Origin of the sequence: Oceanobacillus bengalensis, from assembly GCF_003628445.1 — a bacterium.
In the GTDB taxonomy this organism is placed as follows: Bacteria; Bacillota; Bacilli; order Bacillales; family Amphibacillaceae; genus Oceanobacillus; species Oceanobacillus bengalensis.
Map to the genome: position 1 here is coordinate 19,348 of NZ_RBZO01000021.1, position 19,876 is coordinate 39,223.

At 37.4% G+C, this 19,876-nt stretch carries 18 protein-coding genes; 5 read left to right on the top strand and 13 right to left on the bottom strand.

The window, feature by feature from the left end; genetic code table 11:
• Positions 1–12 precede the first annotated feature (12 nt).
• From D8M05_RS13135 to D8M05_RS13145, 3 genes are read left to right on the top strand one after another with little or no spacing between them, the layout of a single operon-like run.
• Positions 13–216, top strand: a complete 204-nt coding sequence (locus D8M05_RS13135; RefSeq protein ID WP_121132546.1) for a PLD nuclease N-terminal domain-containing protein — start codon at positions 13–15, stop codon at positions 214–216.
• Positions 217–1,125, top strand: coding sequence for an ABC transporter ATP-binding protein (locus D8M05_RS13140; RefSeq protein WP_121132548.1), 909 nt, complete (start codon positions 217–219; stop codon positions 1,123–1,125).
• Positions 1,122–1,901, top strand: coding sequence for an ABC transporter permease (locus tag D8M05_RS13145; protein ID WP_121132550.1), 780 nt, complete (start codon positions 1,122–1,124; stop codon positions 1,899–1,901). The genes D8M05_RS13140 and D8M05_RS13145 overlap by 4 nt, the downstream gene beginning before the upstream one ends.
• 43 nt (positions 1,902–1,944) lie before the next feature.
• Here D8M05_RS13145 and D8M05_RS13150 read toward each other — a convergent pair whose 3' ends face one another.
• The 13 genes from D8M05_RS13150 to D8M05_RS13215 all read right to left on the bottom strand — a co-directional run bounded on the left by D8M05_RS13150 (position 1,945) and on the right by D8M05_RS13215 (position 16,449).
• Complete coding sequence (locus D8M05_RS13150; protein ID WP_121132552.1) at positions 1,945–2,646, bottom strand: hypothetical protein; 702 nt, start codon at positions 2,644–2,646, stop codon at positions 1,945–1,947.
• 4 nt (positions 2,647–2,650) lie between these two features.
• The gene (locus D8M05_RS13155) at positions 2,651–3,508 is read right to left on the bottom strand and encodes an ABC transporter ATP-binding protein (RefSeq protein ID WP_121132553.1); all 858 of its coding nucleotides are present in this window, start codon (positions 3,506–3,508) and stop codon (positions 2,651–2,653) included.
• Positions 3,498–3,875 (bottom strand): GntR family transcriptional regulator, encoded by a 378-nt coding sequence (locus D8M05_RS13160; protein WP_121132555.1) that lies wholly within the window; start codon positions 3,873–3,875, stop codon positions 3,498–3,500. Before D8M05_RS13160 ends, D8M05_RS13155 begins: the two co-directional genes overlap by 11 nt.
• Before the next feature lie 582 nt (positions 3,876–4,457).
• Positions 4,458–4,628 (bottom strand): type II toxin-antitoxin system antitoxin, encoded by a 171-nt coding sequence (locus tag D8M05_RS13165; RefSeq protein ID WP_121132558.1) that lies wholly within the window; start codon positions 4,626–4,628, stop codon positions 4,458–4,460.
• A 12-nt stretch (positions 4,629–4,640) separates the two neighbouring features.
• A complete protein-coding gene (locus D8M05_RS13170; RefSeq protein ID WP_183072799.1) occupies positions 4,641–5,486 on the bottom strand; it encodes an SPFH domain-containing protein in 846 nt (281 codons plus the stop codon).
• A 273-nt stretch (positions 5,487–5,759) separates the two neighbouring features.
• Positions 5,760–6,623, bottom strand: a complete 864-nt coding sequence (locus D8M05_RS13175; protein WP_121132562.1) for a ComEC/Rec2 family competence protein — start codon at positions 6,621–6,623, stop codon at positions 5,760–5,762.
• A gap of 297 nt (positions 6,624–6,920) precedes the next feature.
• Positions 6,921–9,062 (bottom strand): ATP-dependent Clp protease ATP-binding subunit, encoded by a 2,142-nt coding sequence (locus D8M05_RS13185; protein WP_121132566.1) that lies wholly within the window; start codon positions 9,060–9,062, stop codon positions 6,921–6,923.
• Positions 9,063–9,515: 453 nt separating this feature from the next.
• Positions 9,516–11,093, bottom strand: coding sequence for an acyl-CoA synthetase MbcS (gene mbcS, locus D8M05_RS13190; protein ID WP_121132568.1), 1,578 nt, complete (start codon positions 11,091–11,093; stop codon positions 9,516–9,518).
• A gap of 564 nt (positions 11,094–11,657) precedes the next feature.
• On the bottom strand, positions 11,658–12,524 hold the full coding sequence (locus tag D8M05_RS13195; protein WP_121132570.1) for a DNA-3-methyladenine glycosylase family protein: 867 nt from the start codon (positions 12,522–12,524) through the stop codon (positions 11,658–11,660).
• 86 nt (positions 12,525–12,610) lie between these two features.
• Positions 12,611–13,408: a delta-lactam-biosynthetic de-N-acetylase gene (gene pdaA, locus D8M05_RS13200; RefSeq protein WP_121132572.1), complete on the bottom strand. Its 798-nt coding sequence runs from the start codon at positions 13,406–13,408 to the stop codon at positions 12,611–12,613.
• A 97-nt stretch (positions 13,409–13,505) separates the two neighbouring features.
• On the bottom strand, positions 13,506–14,804 hold the full coding sequence (locus D8M05_RS13205; RefSeq protein ID WP_121132574.1) for a Na+/H+ antiporter family protein: 1,299 nt from the start codon (positions 14,802–14,804) through the stop codon (positions 13,506–13,508).
• Positions 14,805–14,956: 152 nt separating this feature from the next.
• Entirely contained in the window at positions 14,957–15,382 is a 426-nt protein-coding gene (locus D8M05_RS13210; RefSeq protein WP_121132575.1) for a YuzC family spore coat inner layer protein, read from the bottom strand.
• 266 nt (positions 15,383–15,648) lie between these two features.
• Positions 15,649–16,449 carry a YfkD famly protein gene (locus tag D8M05_RS13215; RefSeq protein WP_121132577.1) on the bottom strand — a complete coding sequence of 267 codons (801 nt, stop codon included), beginning with the start codon at positions 16,447–16,449 and terminating at the stop codon, positions 15,649–15,651.
• A gap of 352 nt (positions 16,450–16,801) precedes the next feature.
• Here D8M05_RS13215 and D8M05_RS13220 point away from each other — a divergent pair, with 352 nt between their 5' ends.
• Positions 16,802–18,724, top strand: coding sequence for a heavy metal translocating P-type ATPase (locus D8M05_RS13220; protein ID WP_121132579.1), 1,923 nt, complete (start codon positions 16,802–16,804; stop codon positions 18,722–18,724).
• Between the two features lie 694 nt (positions 18,725–19,418).
• Entirely contained in the window at positions 19,419–19,874 is a 456-nt protein-coding gene (locus D8M05_RS13225) for an 8-oxo-dGTP diphosphatase (protein ID WP_121132581.1), read from the top strand.
• Positions 19,875–19,876: the final 2 nt, after the last annotated feature.

Genomic DNA, 19,876 nt, shown 5'->3' on the forward strand with positions numbered 1-19,876 from the left:
GAGGTTATCATCATGCAAGAATTTCTTGAAAACATTAACTGGGGTATTATTGCCCCGCTTTTCTTCATACAAGGTTTATTACTTATCTTTGCAATTCTTGACTGGGCAAAGGCAGACAACTTCAGAGGTCCAAAATGGATGTGGTTTTGTATCATTGTCTTTATTAACATCGTCGGACCTGTTGTTTATTTCCTATTTGGAAGGAGGCGTAACTAAATGGGATTACTAACTGCCCATCATTTAACAAAAAGCTATAAAGAAAAGACAGCCGTCAATAATATTAGCTTTACATTCCAGAAAAACAAATGCATTGCATTAATTGGGCCAAACGGAGCTGGGAAGACGACAATTCTTCGTATACTTGCAGGAATACTTGATCCCACATCAGGTGCAATTACTTTTCAAAACATGGAAGTAGGTAGTGATTTTAGGTCCAAGATTGGGTATCTACCACAATATCCTGTCTTTCACTCTTGGATGACAGGACTAGAATTCCTTATATACAGCGGTAGGCTTTCGAATCTTTCCAAAGTGGAATCCAGAAATCGTGCAGAAAGTCTTTTACTTAAAGTAGGAATAGAAGACGCCAAAAATACTTTGATTGGAAAATATTCTGGTGGGATGAAACAGCGATTAGGTATCGCCCAAGCAATCATCCATAAGCCCGAAATCCTTATGTTAGATGAACCAGTTTCTTCATTAGACCCAATTGGCCGTAGAGAAGTTTTAACATTAATGGGTGAACTAAAAGAAGAAATGACAATTCTATTCTCAACCCATATTTTAACTGATGCTGATGAAGTGAGTGATGAATTACTCCTTCTTCGTGATGGGGAAATCGTCGAATCTGGCTCGATGATAGAGCTTCGTGAAAAATATCAAACATCCAGTATTAAACTAGAATTTCAAACTGATTTGCATCTATATCAGAAGAAGGTTGAGAAAATCGCAAGTACAACGGGTAGCTATATCGAACGCAATGCTTTATATGTTTCCGCAACAGACATCCAGCTTGCTAGACGAGAAATATTAGCACTAGTGTCAAAGGAAAACTGGCCACTGTTAAGTTTTACATTAAATCGCGCAACACTTGAAGACATGTTTATGAAAGTGGTGAATCAATGATGCAATGGATGACACTTTTCAATAAAGAAATGACAGAAAATTGGAGAAACAAAAAGTGGATTTGGGTGCCCTTAGTATTTATTCTACTTGCTATTACAGACCCGCTTTCTACGTATTATATGCCACAAATTATTGATGCTGTTGGTGGTCTTCCAGAGGGAACAATTATCGAAATGCCTGAACCCGCACCCGCTGAAGTAGTAGCGATGAGCTTAGGGCAGTTTAGTAGTTTTGGTGTATTAATCATCGTACTAACATCGATGGGGACCATTGCTGGTGAAATTAAAAATGGTGTAGCTGAACTTATTTTAGTAAAGCCTGTTGCATATAAAAACTATATTTCTGCAAAGTGGGCTGCACATCTTCTTCTTATTTTAGTTGCATTTGCCGTCGGTATGTTTGCTAGCTGGTATTATATCAATTTATTATTTGGAGATTTATCTTTCACAAGCTTCTTATTTATCCTTTTATTCTATGGTACTTGGCTGCTCTTTGTCGTGACACTATCGATTTTCTACAATACTTTCTTCAAAACACCAGGACTGGTCGCCTTCTTTTCCATTTTAACTATTGTGGTGATGAGTATTGTCACACAAATATTTGGCACGTATCTTGAATGGAGCCCGAATAATCTCTCTAATTATATTTTTGAAATGGTACGGGCGGATGACATATCATCACAGCTAGTCGGAACATCCATCGTAACAGTCGCTATATCTATCGTTTTACTCATTTTATCGATTTATATTTTTAAAACGAAGGAGCTAATTCAGTGAAATCAAAAGGACTGATGCCTTAATAAAGCATCAGTCCTAATTTTTATTTTGCCTTCACCGTTGTGATTCTTCTCATGAAAATGAACGATAATAGGTACACAACCATTCCAATTCCAATCATCTGAATAAAGAGTGTCAAATCCATTGTACGAAAAACATCAGCGAAGAAGTCGATTAGCCAACCTTGCGCAATTCCGAATAGCAATACCACAACAACTACCCCTGAAACAATTCCACCACCTGCTAACCCATACTTGTAAAATAATAAACCAATGAGAAACATTACGGAAAAACTGAGAAACATAATCGCAATATCAATAATTACCCTGTTTGCCCATGTATCTTCTAACATCGCAGCTGGATGGATAAATCTAAAAATATGAATATTAGTTGCATCTGTAAATAATAACGTTAACGCATGGATTATATTTGCAAAGATAGACTTAGCAACAGCTAATACAAGGAAGAAGATCCCAAGACTAATGAATAAATTCTTTCTAGTCGCACCCATCTTTAATGAAAATGGAATGCTTTCTTTTACCGTAATAAAGCCTAAAATAGAACAATAAATATAGATAGGTACCGATAAACTTAAATAATATTCTGCCCCTTCAACACTTAGTAAGAAGTAGGAAATACTTAGTGAAACAACTAAGATACTCAGTAAAATTGTCCAAAATATCATTAGTGAATGACGAATATCTGTTGCAAAAAAATAAAGTAGCCCTTTAATTTGTCTGCCCACAACTTTACGCCCCCTTCTTTCTTTCTGTTAGATAGATCATTAATTCCTGAATTGGAACACCTTCTACATCCAATCCATGCATTTTCGCCTCTTCTACTGTCCCGTATACATATGCTGTCATCATTCCAGCTAACGTCTTTTTCTCAATGACTTCTTTTCCTTCGATAAATTGCTCTACTTCGTCAATCGTCCCCGATATGGCAATTGTGCTATTACGTAGGATCTCTGACTCCTCTTGTAACACTAAAGAACCTTCACTTAGGATGAGTACTTCTTCAAACAATAAGCTAACTTCATCAATTAAGTGTGTTGATAAAATAATCGTACGTGGTGCGGACTGGTATTCCTCAAGCATTATTTCATAAAATCTCTTTCTAGATGGCGCATCAAGCCCAATATATGGTTCATCAAAAATCGTAATCGGTGCCTTACTTGCAAGACCAACCGTAATTCCAAGTGCCGATTCCATTCCCTTCGATAATGTTTTTACCTTGGAATTCGGGTTGAGATTGTATTCATCAATTAAAGATTCCGCAAGTCCTTGATCCCAGTTAGGATAAAAATACGAATAAATTTTAAGGACATTTTTGACCGTTAAATCCTTCTTGAAATTCTGGCCCTCTTTAATTAAACAAATAGACTCGGTTAAGCGTTGATTATCAAACGGATTTTCACCGTCAATTAATATTTCACCACCACTTTCTAGAATTTGCCCTGATAATATATCCATGAAGGTTGTTTTTCCTGCGCCATTTCTACCAAGTAATCCATAAATCTTCGGCTCTTCCAGTGAAAACGAAATATCGTTTAGTGCAACCTTATTCCGATATTTTTTCGATAGGTTCTTCACTTCAATCTTCATCAAATGCATCCTCCCTATTCACCATTTCTCGTAATTCTTCGGCACTTATTCGTAATTTCTGAGCTTCCTCTTTCAGTGGAAGCATATAATTTTCATAAAAAGATTGCTTCCGTTTCTCGATTAAAATCTCTTTCGCATCTTCTGTAACAAACATGCCAACACCCCTCCGCTTAAATAGAATCTCCTCATGAACGAGCTCATTAATCCCTTTAGCTGCTGTAGCTGGATTAATCTTGTAATAAGCCGCAAATTCATTCGTTGATGGTACTCTTTCGCCAGCATGTATATTTCCATTGATGATGGAGTCCTCTATTTGCTCTTTTATTTGAAGGAATATTGGTTTGCTGTCATCTAATCTGTTTTTCATAATAGGCTCCTTCGTTAATCGGTTAATTACTTATGTAACTAACCATATAACAATCTGATTGAATTGTCAATGTATTTTGTGAAATTATGGTCCCATAAAGATTATTGTTAATTACTCTATTTATATAAACTGTCACTAAGTGCACGTTGATTTCCGCTACGGGAAGTATGCTTTCCGCGGGCACGGCCTCAGCCCTCCTTACGAGCAAAGACCGCTCACTGCGGGGTCTTCAGACACGTGCTTTTCCCTCAGGAGTCGACTGCCCTCCGCTCCAATCAACAACCATAATAGTGCTAAACTATATAATTTGCTTGATCAGAGAGCATTTATTAGTGGAGGAAAGACACGAAGACTCCTGCGGGAGGACAGGCCTAGGTGAGACTGCGAAGTGCGTTAGCACGTAGGAGGCTCACCAGCCGCCCGCGGAAATGAAGCGAAGTGTCTTTCCGGAACGGTATGACTATGCAAAATCCTTCACTTAGTCCACCGTTTATATCAAGTTCGAAGAAAAAAAACAACAAACATTATGAAAAACAGCCTTAAAAATAAAAAAATAGCCTAGTTTCCTAAGCTATTTCATAGTTACTCGTCTTCATTTTGTTTTTTAGGTGTTCTTCCAGCTTTTTTCGTTGCCTCACGAAGCAAAAATTCAATATGACTATTTACACTTCTAAATTCATCTTTTGCCCAGGACTCAAGAACATCATATAACTTCGGATCGATTCTTAGTGGGAAGTTCTTTTTCTTAGCCATAAAACCCCTTCTTTATTGGTATAGTGAGCCAGTGTTTATTACAGGTTGCGCCCCGTGATCCGATACGATAGAGACAAGCAAATTGTTAATCATTGCGACTCTTCGTTCATCATCCAACTCAACAATCCCCTCTTTTTCAATACGCTCAATTGCATCTTGGACCATTCCAACAGCACCGTCAACAATTTGCTTACGTGCAGAAATAATCGCACTTGCTTGTTGACGCTGCAACATTGCTTGGGCAATTTCTGTTGAATACGCAAGATGCGTTAATCTTGCCTCAATTACTTCAACCCCTGCTACTTTTAAACGGTCCTGTAATTCCGTTGTTAACTCTGATGAAACTTCCTCAGCATTCCCACGTAATGTCAGTTCTTCATGTTCGAACGTGTCATAAGGATATTTTGTCGCAACCGTTCTGATTGCTGTTTCACTTTGAATTTCAACAAATTTTTCATATTGATCCACATCAAATACTGCTTTTGCAGCATCTATTACTTTAAAAACAATAACTGCTGCAATTTCGATAGGATTCCCGTTAACATCATTTACTTTTAAACGATTACTATTAAAATTCCTTACGCGTAGTGAGATTGTTCTTCTTATTGAGAATGGAATCGTAAGTGTAATCCCTTCACGACGAATTGTACCCATGTATTTACCAAGGAAAATGACAACAACCGATTGATTCGGCTGTACTAGTGTTATACCAGAAGCCAATGTGACCGCCAATACAAGCAATATCCCGCCCAAAATAAACTGTTCTTCAAAAAAACTTAACACTGTCCCAGCCAAAAGCAAAGCGATAATCACTATCCCAATAAAACCATTCATCGACCAAGCTTTTCTTTCATTCATCATTTACATACACCATCCTATAGTGATTTTATTATTATATTAATATGATATCACTTTTATATCGTATTGTATACCAAAAAGACAGATAATTTGTATTAGAATACAAATTATCTGTCTTTTATTTATACTTTTGTTGCTCTTTTTCGTAGTTGCTACTGTTTATTTGTTAACTTTGGCGAACAAGTTGTGAACTTCGGCGATTATCTGATGAACTTCAGCGAAACTCCTGTGAACTATGGCGAAACCACTGTGAACTTCAGCGAACTTACGAATCTAAGCTGGTTTCTCCCGTATATTATCTAACGGACTACGGTCAGGTAAAACTAGAAAATCCTCCCCATCCGTAGTAATAACGACATCTCCATATACAGCCGTCGAGTAGACATCTGCGTCCACTCTATCCAAATTCTCGATTACTCTTTCAACTGGATGACCATAATCATTTTTTACACTATACGTTAATATGGCAACTTGCGGTTTTACCGCATGTAAGAATTTAAAGGATGTACTCGTATCTGAACCATGATGTGCAACCTTTATAATTTCTGATTCGAGTTGGTACTTTTTAAGCAGTTTTTCCTCCTGCTCTATTTCTACATCACTCATTAATAAAAAATCAATATCCTCATAACTTACCTGTAGTGCAATGGAAGATTCATTATTGTTCTTATTCTTCCTGTGTGCATTTAATACTTTTATCTTCACCTCTGGATCAACTATAATATTTTGGCTTTCCTTTGCTATGCTTGTTGGAATCCCTTGTTTACGGATTTCATTCACATATCTTGCAAAAGCTTTTGTAAAGTGTATTTTCCCTGTATCTAGTATTTGTTTGACCTCAACAGCCCTCATTACTTTTACTAACCCACCAATATGATCATAGTCAGGATGTGTTGCAACGAGCAGGTCAATTTTCTTGATATGAAGCTTCTCCAAGTAAGAAACAACCTTCTTCCCTGCTTCAGGTCGTCCGCCATCAATCAGTATCGTTTTATCCTGGGGTGTTTGAATTAAAATGCTATCACCCTGTCCAACATTAATAAAATGAACCCTCATTTCATCTTTCGCTTCACCATAAATAGAAATAGGAAATAATAATATACAAATCATGACAAAGCTATGAACCAACTTTCTCATCTAAACACCCTTCGTAAGCGAAATTTTGTTTATTTAGTTTGCCATGCTTGCGCTGTTTTATGTTTGTTTTTTTCTGTGGATGAAAAAAGGAGAAATTGATGTAAACAGATTTTCTTTTGTAATTGTGAACTTCAGCGATTTCGTTGTGAACTTTGGCGATTTGAATGTGGACATCAGCGAAATCGCTGTGAACTTTGGCGAAATAGCTATGAACTTCAGCGAAACGCGATTTTTTACTCTTCTTAACACAGAAAGACCCCGCTAACTCCAGCGGGGCCTCCATACAACAGCCAATCATTATGCTTTTTGAACCGCAATCTCTCCATCGACAACATCTACATAAACGTTCGAGACATTCTCGTCCTCCAATATTAGGTCTGTCAGCGCATCTTCAACTTTATCTTGAATGACGCGGCGCAATGGTCTTGCACCGAAGCGAACATCAAAGCCTAATTTTACAAGTTCACGTTTTGCATCCTCTGTAATGGAAATTGCAATGTTATTTTCCTCAATGTTTTCTTCTAATTCAGCAAGCATCAAATCAACAATCTTAATTAAGTTATCCTCACTTAATTGATTAAAGTTAACAATTGCATCAAAGCGGTTTAAGAATTCTGGTTTGAAGAAATCACTCAACATTTCTAGGGTAGAAACAGATTCATGTGCCGCACTATTAAAACCAACATTAACCTGTTTTGCACCAGTACCTGCATTACTAGTCATAATAATTACCGTTTCTTTAAAACTTACGGTTCTACCTTGTGAGTCTGTTAAATGACCATCTTCCATAATTTGTAGGAACATATTTTGTACGTCTGGATGTGCTTTTTCAATCTCATCTAACAAAATAATGGAATATGGATTTCTACGGACACGTTCTGTTAACTGTCCTGCTTCTTCATGTCCAACATATCCTGGAGGAGAGCCGATCAGTTTAGACACAGCGTGTTTCTCCATGTATTCACTCATATCTAGTCTAACAAGTGCATCTCTTGATCCAAATAATTCCTCAGCCAAGGCTTTCGTTAATTCTGTTTTACCAACACCAGTTGGTCCGACAAATAGGAAGGAACCGATTGGACGATATTTTGATTTCAAGCCTGCACGACTACGGCGAATTGCTTTCGCTACCTTGTTAACTGCTTCGTCTTGACCAATTACTTTTTTGCTTAAATCAATAGAAAGATTTTTCATTTTTTCTTGTTCATCTGTTTGCATTTTTGTTACTGGGATACCTGTTTTTTCTTCAATTATTAATTGTATATCTGAAATAGCTACATCAACAATTTTTTCGTTATCTGTTGTTTTCTCCAATTGTTTTTGTAATTGTATTTCTTGATAACGAAGATTTGCAGCCCGTTCATAATCTTCTTTTTCAGCCGCTTGTTGTTTTTCCTTCGTAATCTCGGATAATCGATTCTTAATGGATTCAGAGTCTCCTTGAGAGTTCCTCAAGTTTAAGCGTGAGCCGACTTCATCCATTAAGTCAATTGCTTTATCTGGTAAAAACCTGTCTTGAATATAACGGCTAGAAAGTGTAACAAATGCCTTTACTACTTCATCAGAGTAACGAACATCATGGAATTTTTCATAACGATCTTTGATACCTTCTATAATTTTGATTGCATCGCTGATAGAAGGTTCCTTTACAATAATTGATTGCAAACGACGTTCAAGTGCTGCATCTTTTTCGATTTTACGATATTCTTTCAATGTAGTTGCACCAATAATTTGAAGGTCTCCACGTGCTAACGCAGGTTTTAAAATATTTCCGGCATCCATTTGTGATCCTTCTGCAGTACCAGCACCAACTAATAGGTGAATTTCATCGATAAAGACGATAACATCATTACGTGTTCTTAACTCTTCAATCAATTTCTTCATACGTTCTTCAAATTGACCACGAATGCCTGTATTTGCAACTAACGATGCAACATCTAATAGATAAACCTCTTTATTTAATAATTTTGTAGGAACATTTCCTTCAATAATTTTAACAGCCAATCCTTCTGCGATAGCGGTCTTACCTACCCCAGGTTCCCCAATGAGTACAGGGTTATTTTTATTTCTTCTATTTAGTGTTTCAATTACTCGTTTTATTTCAATATCTCGTCCAATAACTGGATCGATTTCTCCAGCTCTTGCGGAATCCGTTATATTTTTACCTAATTGATCGATTAGGCCTTTTCTTTTCTTTGTTTGCTTTTGTCTTGTCCGAGTATTTGTATTTCCTTGTGCATGACCCTCGGAAGAAAAATTATTTGAAAATGCGTCTGCACCTGCAAATGGGAATCCCGAGAAAAGGTCTGATTGATTCATAACTTGACCTTGTATTTCACGAAAACACTCGTTGCAGAGATGCATTTCCATTCTTTGATTATTCATTTGCATCGATGCATTCACATTCGCTTCATTAACTCCACATTTTTGACATAGCATTTTCCATTCCTCCTCTTATAATGAAAAGCGTAAGCACCCGTTTAGCAACGTACGGACTGCGCCCACGTAGTGTGTGGGTGGTTCGATTTAATCGAACATTCCTACGTAGGAGATAAAGGAAACATGCCCCTTTATGGGGGTATGCCGACGTTGGCGTAAACCCGCTTTAGTCGGCCTTCCTTATAACCTGAGCCGATGTTGACTTATCGTGTCATAAGGTGAGGGAAGTCTCGCTAGTTGCTGGGTGCTGAAGCTGGACCGGCCTTCCCTCGTATAGGCAATAACGTGACCAACTTTCTTAAATTCTAAAGGACTAGAACCAAATTTGACTTTGACTTTCTTTGACCTTATGACTTTATTATACTCTGACCTTTTTTGACTTTCAAGTGTTTTGTTTCATTTTTTTCGTTCTAAAAAAAGAGTGAGAACAATATGCCCTCACCTGCAACCAGCTTACTTCTTCAGTTTTTCTTTCTGTCTTAGTTCCACTCTCCGAATCTTACCTGACGTTGTTTTAGGTAATTCTTCTAAAAATTCAATTTCCCTGGGATACTTATACGGTGCAGTGAGTGCTTTTGTATGATCCTGCAATTCTTTCACCAATTCTGGATTTGTTTTATCTACATTTTCTTTCAACACTATATATGCTTTCACAATGCTTCCTCTAATTTCATCTGGACTAGCAACAACCGCACATTCCTGAACGGATGGGTGTTTTACTAAAGCATCTTCTACTTCAAATGGCCCGATCGTATAGCCAGAGCTAATAATGATATCATCTCTCCTGCCTTCAAACCAAAAGTATCCGTCTGCATCCTTCCTTGCCTGGTCGCCGGTAATATAATAATCGCCTCGTCTTGATATGTTCGTTCTTTCCGTATCTTTATAATATTCTTTAAAAAGTGCAGGGCTATCTAATTTAACTGCAATATCGCCAATAACACCTGTAGGAACAGGAACACCATCTTCATCAATTATTTCTACTTCGTTACCTGGTGTTGGTTTCCCCATTGATCCAGGTCTCACTTCCATATCCTTCATCACACCTAATAGTAACGTGTTCTCCGTTTGTCCATAGCCATCCCGAACCGTTACATTAAAGTATTTACGAAAAGTATCAATCACTTCTACATTTAATGGTTCCCCTGCAGAAACGGCACTGTGAAGAGCCGGCAATTGATAATCATCTAGATTATCAACTTTTGCAAGTAATCGATATTCTGTTGGTGTGCAGCATAACACATTAATTTCCCTGTCCTGTAATAAACTCAAGTACCTCTTTGGATTAAACTGCCCATTATAAATAAAACCAGTTGCACCTGTTCCTAGGACGGATAAAAACGGACTCCAAATCCATTTCTGCCAACCAGGGCCTGCTGTTGCCCACACTTTATCACCCTCACCTGCACAAAGCCAATTTTCAGGTGCAGTCTGTAAGTGCGCGTATCCCCAACCATGTGTATGTACAACACCTTTAGGATTTCCAGTCGTTCCAGATGTATATGGTAAAAATGCAATATCATCACGTGTTGTATGTATTAAATCAAACTGTTCAGAGGCTTCATCCCTTAACCTGTCTAAGAATAGCCAATCTCCAGATGGCCCACCAACTGAAAACTTAATTAATGTATCATATTCCGTAATACCTACATACTGATTTGTATACGGATAGAAGCTCACAACTGCTTTCACTTCTCCATGTGCGATTCGATACTGAAGGTCTTTTGTCTTTAACATTTCAGAGCTTGGAATGATAATCAACCCCGCTTTCAACGCAGCTAAGTAGGTTTCATATGCCTCAATCATTCGAGGAATCATGATGAGAATCTTATCTCCCTTTTTCAATCCCTCACGCTTGAAAACGTTACCAATTTTATTCACATTTTTCATAAGTTGTTGATATGTAATTTCTCGGGTATTCCCTTGCTCATCTTCCCAAATAATTGCTTTCCGTTCTGAATCATGAGCAAACTTTTCTACTTCCATCACGATATTATAGTCTTTCGGAGCGATCAAATCTTCACGTTTCATTTTGCATTACTCCTTTATTTTGGATTATTTAAATTATAACAAAAATTATTATATTTTAAAAATATTATTTCACTCCATTAAAAAGAGGCTTAGACAATCGTGTTTTACTAAGGTGTAGTCCAAACTATTCTTTAAAATTCCCCATAACAATTCATGTTACTTCGGATTTTGTATAGATTGTTGTTGATTTCTTTAATTCAGAATAATTCTAAACACACCGTTCCGGATAAGTGGAGAGCGGTGACTCCATGAAAAAGAAAAGCACTTTTTCTCATGAAGATATTACGCTATCGAAGTCTTCCTTGTCCTGCGGGAATAGCACGTTTCCGAAGACCCCGGAAGAAGCGTTTTGCGTCACGAGGAGGCTTGTGCCGTGCCCGCGGAAAGCATCCGCCCGGAGCGATCTCGGACGGCGAGATTTGCTCCGATTTATGATATTCTTAATAAGTCCAAAGTTTGCATCAACAATGAATTTCGTTATAAAAAGTTAACATTCAAAGCTTCCTATTCTACAATCGTTCGTCTTTGGTGAGGAACATTTCAGTTAAATCCCAGATTTTTTTCTTATTCAATACTCCGCCACAATGTTAATGACGCATAACTCCTGTATGGGCCCCATAACTTACTCATATCAGTCAACGACTCTATCGTGGGCTTCCTATCCATCGCTAATAATCTCTTAACCGCATTTTGAATACCAATATCCGCTTTTGGGAATAAGTTTTTCCTGCCTAAACCAAAGAGCATCCAATTTTCAACCGTCCATGGCCCGACACCACGTATCTTCACCATTTCTTGTAGAATTTCTTGATCTGTTTTCTTTCCCATCTCTTCTAAATTAACTTCACCATTAGCTATCATCTTTGAAGTGTCGATAACATATTCCGCTTTTCTTCCACTAAATTGCAATTCACGTAACGCCGCTATTTCGATATTTGCTACTTTTTCAGGCGATGGATAAAACCACACACCATTAATCTTTTCACCGAAGTTTTCGATAAATCTAGTTGAAAGAACATATGCAAACTTCATGTTTAATTGTTGATGGATGATCGTTTTCATCAGGCAATAGAAAAGGTCAAACTCCCTAACGATTGGGGTTCCTGGATAGGTATGAAAAAGTTCCTCTAGGTTGGTGCCCTTAAAATGCTCTCCTACCTTGTTTAGATCAAAATCCCACTGAAAAAGATCGTAAATATAGCTAATAATCGAATCCTTCCTAGCATCCTCATCACTTGTAATGATAAATGCTGGTTTTTCTGTTGTTCCTACTGCTTTTACTTCCACAATATGTTTCCTTTCAAGAAAAACAACAGGCACCTTTACAGACCGTTCTTCTCTGTCCACGGTAATGATTGGGTCAAATGAAAAACGATATAATGTATAGTCAAAATCATACAGCGTAGATAACGTAATTCTTTCCGTCCACATACATTCGCCCCCCTTTTTACCCATACTATACCTAATTTTCTATACAGAGAAAAGCGAGACAGTTATCCCTGCCCCGCTTCTCTTTATTATAGCCCTATAAATCCATCTGGAAGAATATCCTTCATTAATAAATCATCTAAGCTTTTAAATGTATAGCCTTCCTTTTTTAATTCCTGAATGATTTTTTCCAATGCATCCGCATTGTCCGATGACACAGAATGGAGCAAAATAATTGCACCTGGATGTATTTGTGCCATTGTTTGGTCATAGGCATATTGCCACCCTTTTTGATTATCGGTCTGCCAATCCGAGAAAGCTAATGACCAAAATACATGTACCAACCCTAATTCATTAGCCCACTTCAGTGTTTGTTCACTAAACATCCCTCGAGGTGGTCGCATATACTTGATGTCATCTTGGTCAGAAATTCCAGCTACCGCTTCCTCTAATGCCTCAAGTTCTTTTTGAATGGCCTCTTTGTTCATTATCGTGAAGTCTGGATGGTGATAGGAGTGATTACCGATAATATGGCCTTCATCTACCATTCTGTTGATTAAATCTGGGGCACTTTCTACATAATGCCCAGTTACAAAAAAGGTCGCAGGTACCTTTTCCTTTTTCAAAACATCGAGAATTTCATCCGTGTACCCTTGTTCATATCCATTATCAAACGTTAAGTATACGACCTTATCACCAGATAAATCAGCATAATAGGAACCATACTTCTCAAGCATCGCCTGGTACTTCCCAATCTCTGGCACTTTATGTTCGGTATTCTTTGAGAATCCCCATCCATACCCACTAGCAGCCGCTGTATCCAATTGCAAAACTGCTATCGTAAAGGTAAGAAAAACGACAATTGAAGATATTATATTCTTACACATAACAACCCACCTATTTTTATCTTACCTTTCCCTGTCTCCATAAAATTATTCGGTGCCTGTCACTTGTCGGGATTTGTCGAACGGTGCTTGTTGTGTCCTATAATATAATTGCTGCGATCCAACCAAATATAAATAAAGGTATATTAAAGTGGATAAAAGTTGGAACACATGTATCCCAAATATGATTGTGTTTTCCATCAGCATTTAAACCAGATGTTGGTCCTAGCGTGCTATCGGAAGCTGGTGATCCTGCATCTCCAAGGGCACCTGCTGTTCCGATTAGTGCTGCTGTTGAAAGCGGTGAAAAACCAGCTGCCATACAGATCGGAACATAAAGCGCTGCAAGGATTGGAACCGTACCAAATGAAGACCCGATTCCCATTGTCACAACTAAACCTATGATTAAAAGTATAAATGCAATCAATGCTTTATTGTCCCCTAATATACCTGAAGATAACTCAACGAGTGCAATTACCGAACCTGTTTCTTCTAATACTGTTGCAAATCCAGATGCCGACAACATGACAAAAGCAATGGTCCCCATCATCTTGATTCCATCAGTCATGATCGTATCCCCTTTACTAAACGGAACAACGAGTAATACAAACATCATAACCAAACCTGTTAACGCACCTATAATCAAATTCCCAGTAATAATTTGAACAATAAACGCTGCTGCAATAGCAACCAACGTTAAGACATGTTTTTTATTAAACGTAATCGATGGTTTTTCCTCCATCACGATTGGAGCTTCAACAGAAACATAATCTTTATCTTTCCGATATGTAATAAATATCGCTATAAATAGACCTACAATCATTCCTAGTCCTGGTATAACCATGGATAATGCAACATCTTCCATTGAGATATCTGCACCATTTTGAACCATTCCTTTTTGGATTGCCTCATGAAATATAAGCCCATAACCAGCAGGAATCATGACGTAAGGTGTTTTTAATCCGAACGTCAATGATACTGCGACAGCTCTTCGGTCCATACGCATCTTATCGAATAACCTTAATAATGGTGGTATTAAAATTGGAATAAAAGCAATGTGTACTGGTACTACGTTTTGTGATAAAGATGCAACACCTGCTATTACGAGAAGTAGCATTGTTTTCTTACCAGTTAAAACACGGATAAGATAATTCACTAAAATAGAAGTTATCCCAGTATAACTAATCGCAACCGCAAATGCTCCTAGTAAAATATAACTCAACGCGGTACTGGATTGCCCCCCCATTCCACTAACAAACAATTCTATTGATTCAACCACTGACATCTCAGACATCATTCCAGCAGTAAGGCCAGCAGCAATAATTGCAATAATAACATTTACCTTTAATAAACTAAGGACTGTCATAATTAGTACAGAAACAATTACGACCCATTCCATATTAGCTTCCCCTCTCTATACTTAAACAAAATACTTTAATACTTCATTATGATAAAGTAATAAAGCGTAAAAATCAACCCTTAAATAAAATAAAACGCTCAGATGGAATGGGTAATCTGCGCGTTTACAAGAAAGTACTCTTAAGAAATAATTTACCAGCGTAATGCGATTAGTAAATCGCAGCAGTCTCCACCCTGCTCAGAGTTATCTAATAGTATTCGAATACCAGTTGGAGTAAAGGTAGTTGCAGTTTTGATTGTAACTCCTGTTGATTCAATTAACTCCTCAACTTTACTTTTGTCTGTCTTTTGCGCCGCACTCATTAATTCCCTTGCAAACACTGGATCTTCTACTATCTTATCTACTAGCAAATCAGCCTGCTTCATAAGTGCTTGGAATCTGCGTGCAGAGATATCTAATTGATGGATATCTACCTCTGGATACTGCACTTCAGGTCTTTGGTTGCTTGTTTGTTGTTCATGCTCATTATATTGAACAGGAACATATTGAATTGGTAAAGAATTTAACCGCGGATAATAATGTGGATAAACAACATATGGATTTGCGTAATAATACATGGAATTCCCCCTGCAAATTAAAGTAATTCCGTATAGCGTATGCCTATTAGCTTGGCAAGGTTAAGAGGTAACAGCATATCGGCGGTCTTCCTGAGACCTGCTCTCCATCTAGAGGTATATTCTCTCAGGAAATGAGCGTTCTTCCCAAGATATTTTATAAGGTTTATATCAATATTGAATTTAACAACAATTTATTAGAAAACAGGCTTTTATAAAAACCCAGAACCACAAAAAACTCCAAGGAACATTTCCTCAGAGTTTTTACCTTACTTTAATTGGAAAGAAAAGGATACATGGTCTTGAATTGGAATCCAACCACCAATTCCTTGTTTTGTTACATTCTTGATAACAATTGACTTCTTAGAACCTTTTAATTCAATATATACTTCACCAAATGTTACTTGCCCTTTTTCATTAACTGCTGGTGCATAAGCTTGTAAAGATCCATACTTTTCAGCAGGAATATTATAGGAGTTATCCTTTTTCGTGTTTTTTCCAATTACTGTATTGTAGGATAGTGGCAATTTTGTTTTCTCTTTCGCCTTTAGTAACATCATCTTCTTAATATCATCCGGATTGGAAATCTTATTTGTTAATGCTCCTAAAATTTCTTTCTCCTCTTGTTGAATATAATTCATTTCTTGATTGACGTCACCACCAAGATTATTGATTTCGTTCTTATTAATCTCCTGGTATTCCCAATTTATATTCGTCTCAAGTGATTCATAATTTAATGGCCAGCGTCCTAAATAAACCATGCCACGATAGCCAATTGCAATCGGCGAGGGCTTTAATGTTGTTTCATTAAGCATTTTAATTAAATCAGGATTATCAATTGAAGTGCTAACTTCTCCAATTAACTCTTTTGTTAACTCACTAGCTTCAATGACTTCCTGGTCTTCGGTTGAATTAGGGTAGGTGTTCTCCTTCGAAATATCCAATACATGGCTTGGTATATCATAAGGACTTTTACTTTCCTTCTTCTTCTCTTCTTCTCCAAAGCTTGCATTTGGCGACACGAGCGTATAAACAATAACAATTAATGCACTAAGTAGAATCTTCTTCATCGATGTCATCCCTTTTCATGTGTTTTCCTCTAGTTTTTTCTAAGGACAGAAAAAATATACACGATTGAAAACTTTAGAAATAAACGATTTGAGGAGCACTTCCATTAACCGTTGATTGAAGAAGTATGTGCAGCATCTCAAACATATGTATGGAGCTTTTATTGATGTATAAAAACGCTTCGCTTGGTTGTGTGAACTTCCCACTTCAAAATTAGAGGCTCTTTTTCTTTCAAAAAGAATATTATATATTGACTTCTTTACCATCCATGTTAATATAATAATAAATACTTATTAATAATTATTATAAATAAATATTAATTATTATTAGATTTAGTAAATGGAGGGATAAATCATGACTACGAGCACAATAGAAAGTCACCATCCAAAGAACGGTCCGTCAAGTAACTTTCTGTTAAAAGGCAAAGAACATATTGAGTTAATTGCAGCATTATTCAGTGGTCTTCTAATATTATTCACTTGGCTATTCGAAAATAACCTATCTGAATCAATGTGGGTCGTCCTCTATCTAGTCACATTTGGTATTGGAGGATTTGCCAAAGCGAAGGAAGGCATAACGGAAACCATTCGATCCAAACGTTTAAATGTAGAAATGCTCATGATTTTTGCAGCAATAGGCTCTGTTGCAATTGGTTACTGGACAGAAGGGGCTATCTTAATCTTTATTTTTGCTTTATCAGGTGCATTGGAAACATACACTACCAATAAAAGTAACAAAGCCATCTCTTCCTTAATGGAACTACAGCCTGAAGAGGCCTTGTTAATCGAAGGTGGCAAGGAAAGCATCGTCCCTGTTTCATCATTAAAAATAGATGATATCATTCTTGTACGTGCTGGAGAAAGAATTCCAGCAGATGGAATCATTACCAAAGGTTCCTCTTCCATTGATGAAAGTGCGATTACAGGGGAATCCATGCCCGTTAATAAAGTAAGAAATTCGGAAGTTTATGCTGGTACGGTCGCACTTGATGGATCATTAACCATTAAGATTACAACAAAACCAACCGAAACATTATTTCAAAAAATTATTCAAATGGTTCAGAATGCACAAGAAGAAAAATCACCCTCACAACTTTTTATCGAGCGATTTGAAGCCATTTATGTAAATATCGTTCTAATAGTAGTAGCAATTATGATGTTTTTACCATATCTTGTCTTTGGTTGGTCACTTTCTGAGAGTATTTACCGCGCAATGGTGCTTCTGGTTGTCGCTTCTCCATGTGCACTTGTTGCATCCATTTCACCTGCTACCTTGTCTGCCATCTCCAATGCCGCTAAAAAAGGGGTTCTTTTCAAAGGTGGAATTCATATGGAGAACCTAAGTAATATTAAGGCAATTGCTTTAGACAAAACTGGGACATTAACAAATGGAAAACCCAAAGTAACTGATGCTTACTTTAAAAAGGATGTTGATAGAGATTATATTACTTGTGTTGTTGGAGCTATCGAAAGTGAATCAACTCATCCATTAGCACAGGCACTCACGACCTATAGCAATGAAAACACGGATACAAACCAGCCAATCGAAGTCTTCGGCATGAAGAATATTAGCGGAAATGGTGTCACTGCATTTGTTGATCAGAAAAAGTGGGAAATCGGAAAACCTGATTTTGTTGGAATGGAACATGCTAATAGCTTTTTAGACGGAGTTGCTGGAAAATTGGCTTCAGAAGGAAAAACGGTAGTCTTTGTAAAAAGGCAAGATGACATTGTTGCTGTGTTTGCTCTAAAAGATACCGTACGTGATACAACGAAGGCAGCAATTATGAAGTTAAAGAATCTTGGCATCCATACTGTTATGCTCACTGGGGATAATGAAATTACGGCAAAAGCAGTTGCAGAAGAAGCGGGGATTGACGATTATATCGCAGACTGCCTGCCACAAGAGAAAGTGGAACATGTAAAAGCACTTCGAAATAAATACGATAGTATTGCAATGGTTGGTGATGGGATAAATGATGCCCCTGCCTTAGCAAGTGCTTCTGTTGGTATAGCCATGGGCGAAGGAACCGATGTCGCGTTAGAAACAGCGGATGTCGTTCTTATGAAAAGTGATTTATCTAAAATAACCAATTCAATATCCCTTTCTAATCGAATGAATCGGATTGTAAAACAAAATGTTATCTTTTCTTTAAGTGTCATTTTTATACTTATACTTACAAACTACGTACAAATATTAGACCTACCACTTGGTGTCATCGGACATGAAGGAAGTACGATTTTAGTAATATTAAATGGACTGCGACTTTTAAAATAGTTGGTAAAACTCGTCTCTAAACAGGCGAGTTTTTGTTATAATGAAATAAACAATTTAGGCTGTTTTCTAAAAGATTGTGTACACTATTTGTATAGACTTCGGATCTATTTAATTCAGTATTGTGCAAAACACATCATTCCGGAAACACACTTCGCTTTCCACGGGCGGCTGGTGAGCCTTCTTCGTGCTAACGCACTACGTAGTCTCACCTAGGCCTATCCTCCCGCAGAACAGGGAAAGCTTCGTCAGCATTTGCTTCGCACGCAGAAAAAGTGATTTTCTTTTTCAAAGAGTCTACGTGTCTTTCCTCCACTAAGGTGCCTGCTCTACTTGTCTAAAATTAGAAATATGCTGTTTTTTACAGAAAACAACTGTCCGAAACGTGATTATATGGACTATAACTATAAAAATATCTAGAGCAGGTATCATAGCGGAGGCAGAATACGAAGACTCCTACGGGAACAGCACGTGTCCGAAGACCAGGAAGAAGCGTTCTTTGCGTCTGAGGGGGCTGAGGCCGTGCCCGTGGAAAGCGAAGTATTCTGCCGCAGCGAATGACGACATAAACCAATCATAAGTGTAAGCGAGAGCTTAATTGCTTGAATTCAAATAGTCTACACTATCTATCAACTACAAAAAATTAAGAGCAGCAAACCTTACGAAAACAACCATTTTAAAAATAAGGATGGGACTTATGGGCAGAAGTGAAAAAGTTATATTAACAAACATGTGTATGATTTATGATGACAATGGAAGAATTCTTGTACAAGATAGATTGAATCCAAACTGGTCCGGCATTACATTTCCAGGAGGCCATGTGGACAAGGGGGAATCTTTCTCGCATTCCGTAATACGCGAAGTATATGAAGAGACTGGTTTAACCATTAAGTCACCTTTACTTTGCGGTGTGAAACAATTTCAAACAACGGAGGATGAACGTTACATAGTCCTTTTTTACAAAACAAATAAATTTGAAGGCAAACTTACATCCTCAGAAGAAGGAAATGTGTTTTGGTTAAAAAGAGAAAACCTCTACAAATATAAACTAGCTAATGACTTTGATAAAATGCTTGAAATATTTGAGTCAGATGACCTTAGTGAATTCTATTATAATAAAGAATCGGAACTACTAACCGTGCAACTTCTCTAAAA

Coding starts and splice junctions, on each gene's coding strand:
- D8M05_RS13135 (WP_121132546.1), top strand. CDS start 13: ATGCAAGAATTTCTTGAAAACATTAACTGGGGTATTATTGCCCCGCTT.
- D8M05_RS13220 (WP_121132579.1), top strand. CDS start 16,802: ATGACTACGAGCACAATAGAAAGTCACCATCCAAAGAACGGTCCGTCA.
- D8M05_RS13210 (WP_121132575.1), bottom strand. CDS start 15,382: ATGTATTATTACGCAAATCCATATGTTGTTTATCCACATTATTATCCG.
- D8M05_RS13170 (WP_183072799.1), bottom strand. CDS start 5,486: ATGAATGAAAGAAAAGCTTGGTCGATGAATGGTTTTATTGGGATAGTG.
- D8M05_RS13155 (WP_121132553.1), bottom strand. CDS start 3,508: ATGAAGATTGAAGTGAAGAACCTATCGAAAAAATATCGGAATAAGGTT.
- D8M05_RS13195 (WP_121132570.1), bottom strand. CDS start 12,524: ATGTGGACGGAAAGAATTACGTTATCTACGCTGTATGATTTTGACTAT.
- mbcS (WP_121132568.1), bottom strand. CDS start 11,093: ATGAAACGTGAAGATTTGATCGCTCCGAAAGACTATAATATCGTGATG.
- D8M05_RS13225 (WP_121132581.1), top strand. CDS start 19,419: ATGGGCAGAAGTGAAAAAGTTATATTAACAAACATGTGTATGATTTAT.
- D8M05_RS13175 (WP_121132562.1), bottom strand. CDS start 6,623: ATGAGAAAGTTGGTTCATAGCTTTGTCATGATTTGTATATTATTATTT.
- D8M05_RS13145 (WP_121132550.1), top strand. CDS start 1,122: ATGATGCAATGGATGACACTTTTCAATAAAGAAATGACAGAAAATTGG.
- D8M05_RS13185 (WP_121132566.1), bottom strand. CDS start 9,062: ATGCTATGTCAAAAATGTGGAGTTAATGAAGCGAATGTGAATGCATCG.
- D8M05_RS13205 (WP_121132574.1), bottom strand. CDS start 14,804: ATGGAATGGGTCGTAATTGTTTCTGTACTAATTATGACAGTCCTTAGT.
- pdaA (WP_121132572.1), bottom strand. CDS start 13,408: ATGTGTAAGAATATAATATCTTCAATTGTCGTTTTTCTTACCTTTACG.
- D8M05_RS13165 (WP_121132558.1), bottom strand. CDS start 4,628: ATGGCTAAGAAAAAGAACTTCCCACTAAGAATCGATCCGAAGTTATAT.
- D8M05_RS13140 (WP_121132548.1), top strand. CDS start 217: ATGGGATTACTAACTGCCCATCATTTAACAAAAAGCTATAAAGAAAAG.
- D8M05_RS13215 (WP_121132577.1), bottom strand. CDS start 16,449: ATGAAGAAGATTCTACTTAGTGCATTAATTGTTATTGTTTATACGCTC.
- D8M05_RS13160 (WP_121132555.1), bottom strand. CDS start 3,875: ATGAAAAACAGATTAGATGACAGCAAACCAATATTCCTTCAAATAAAA.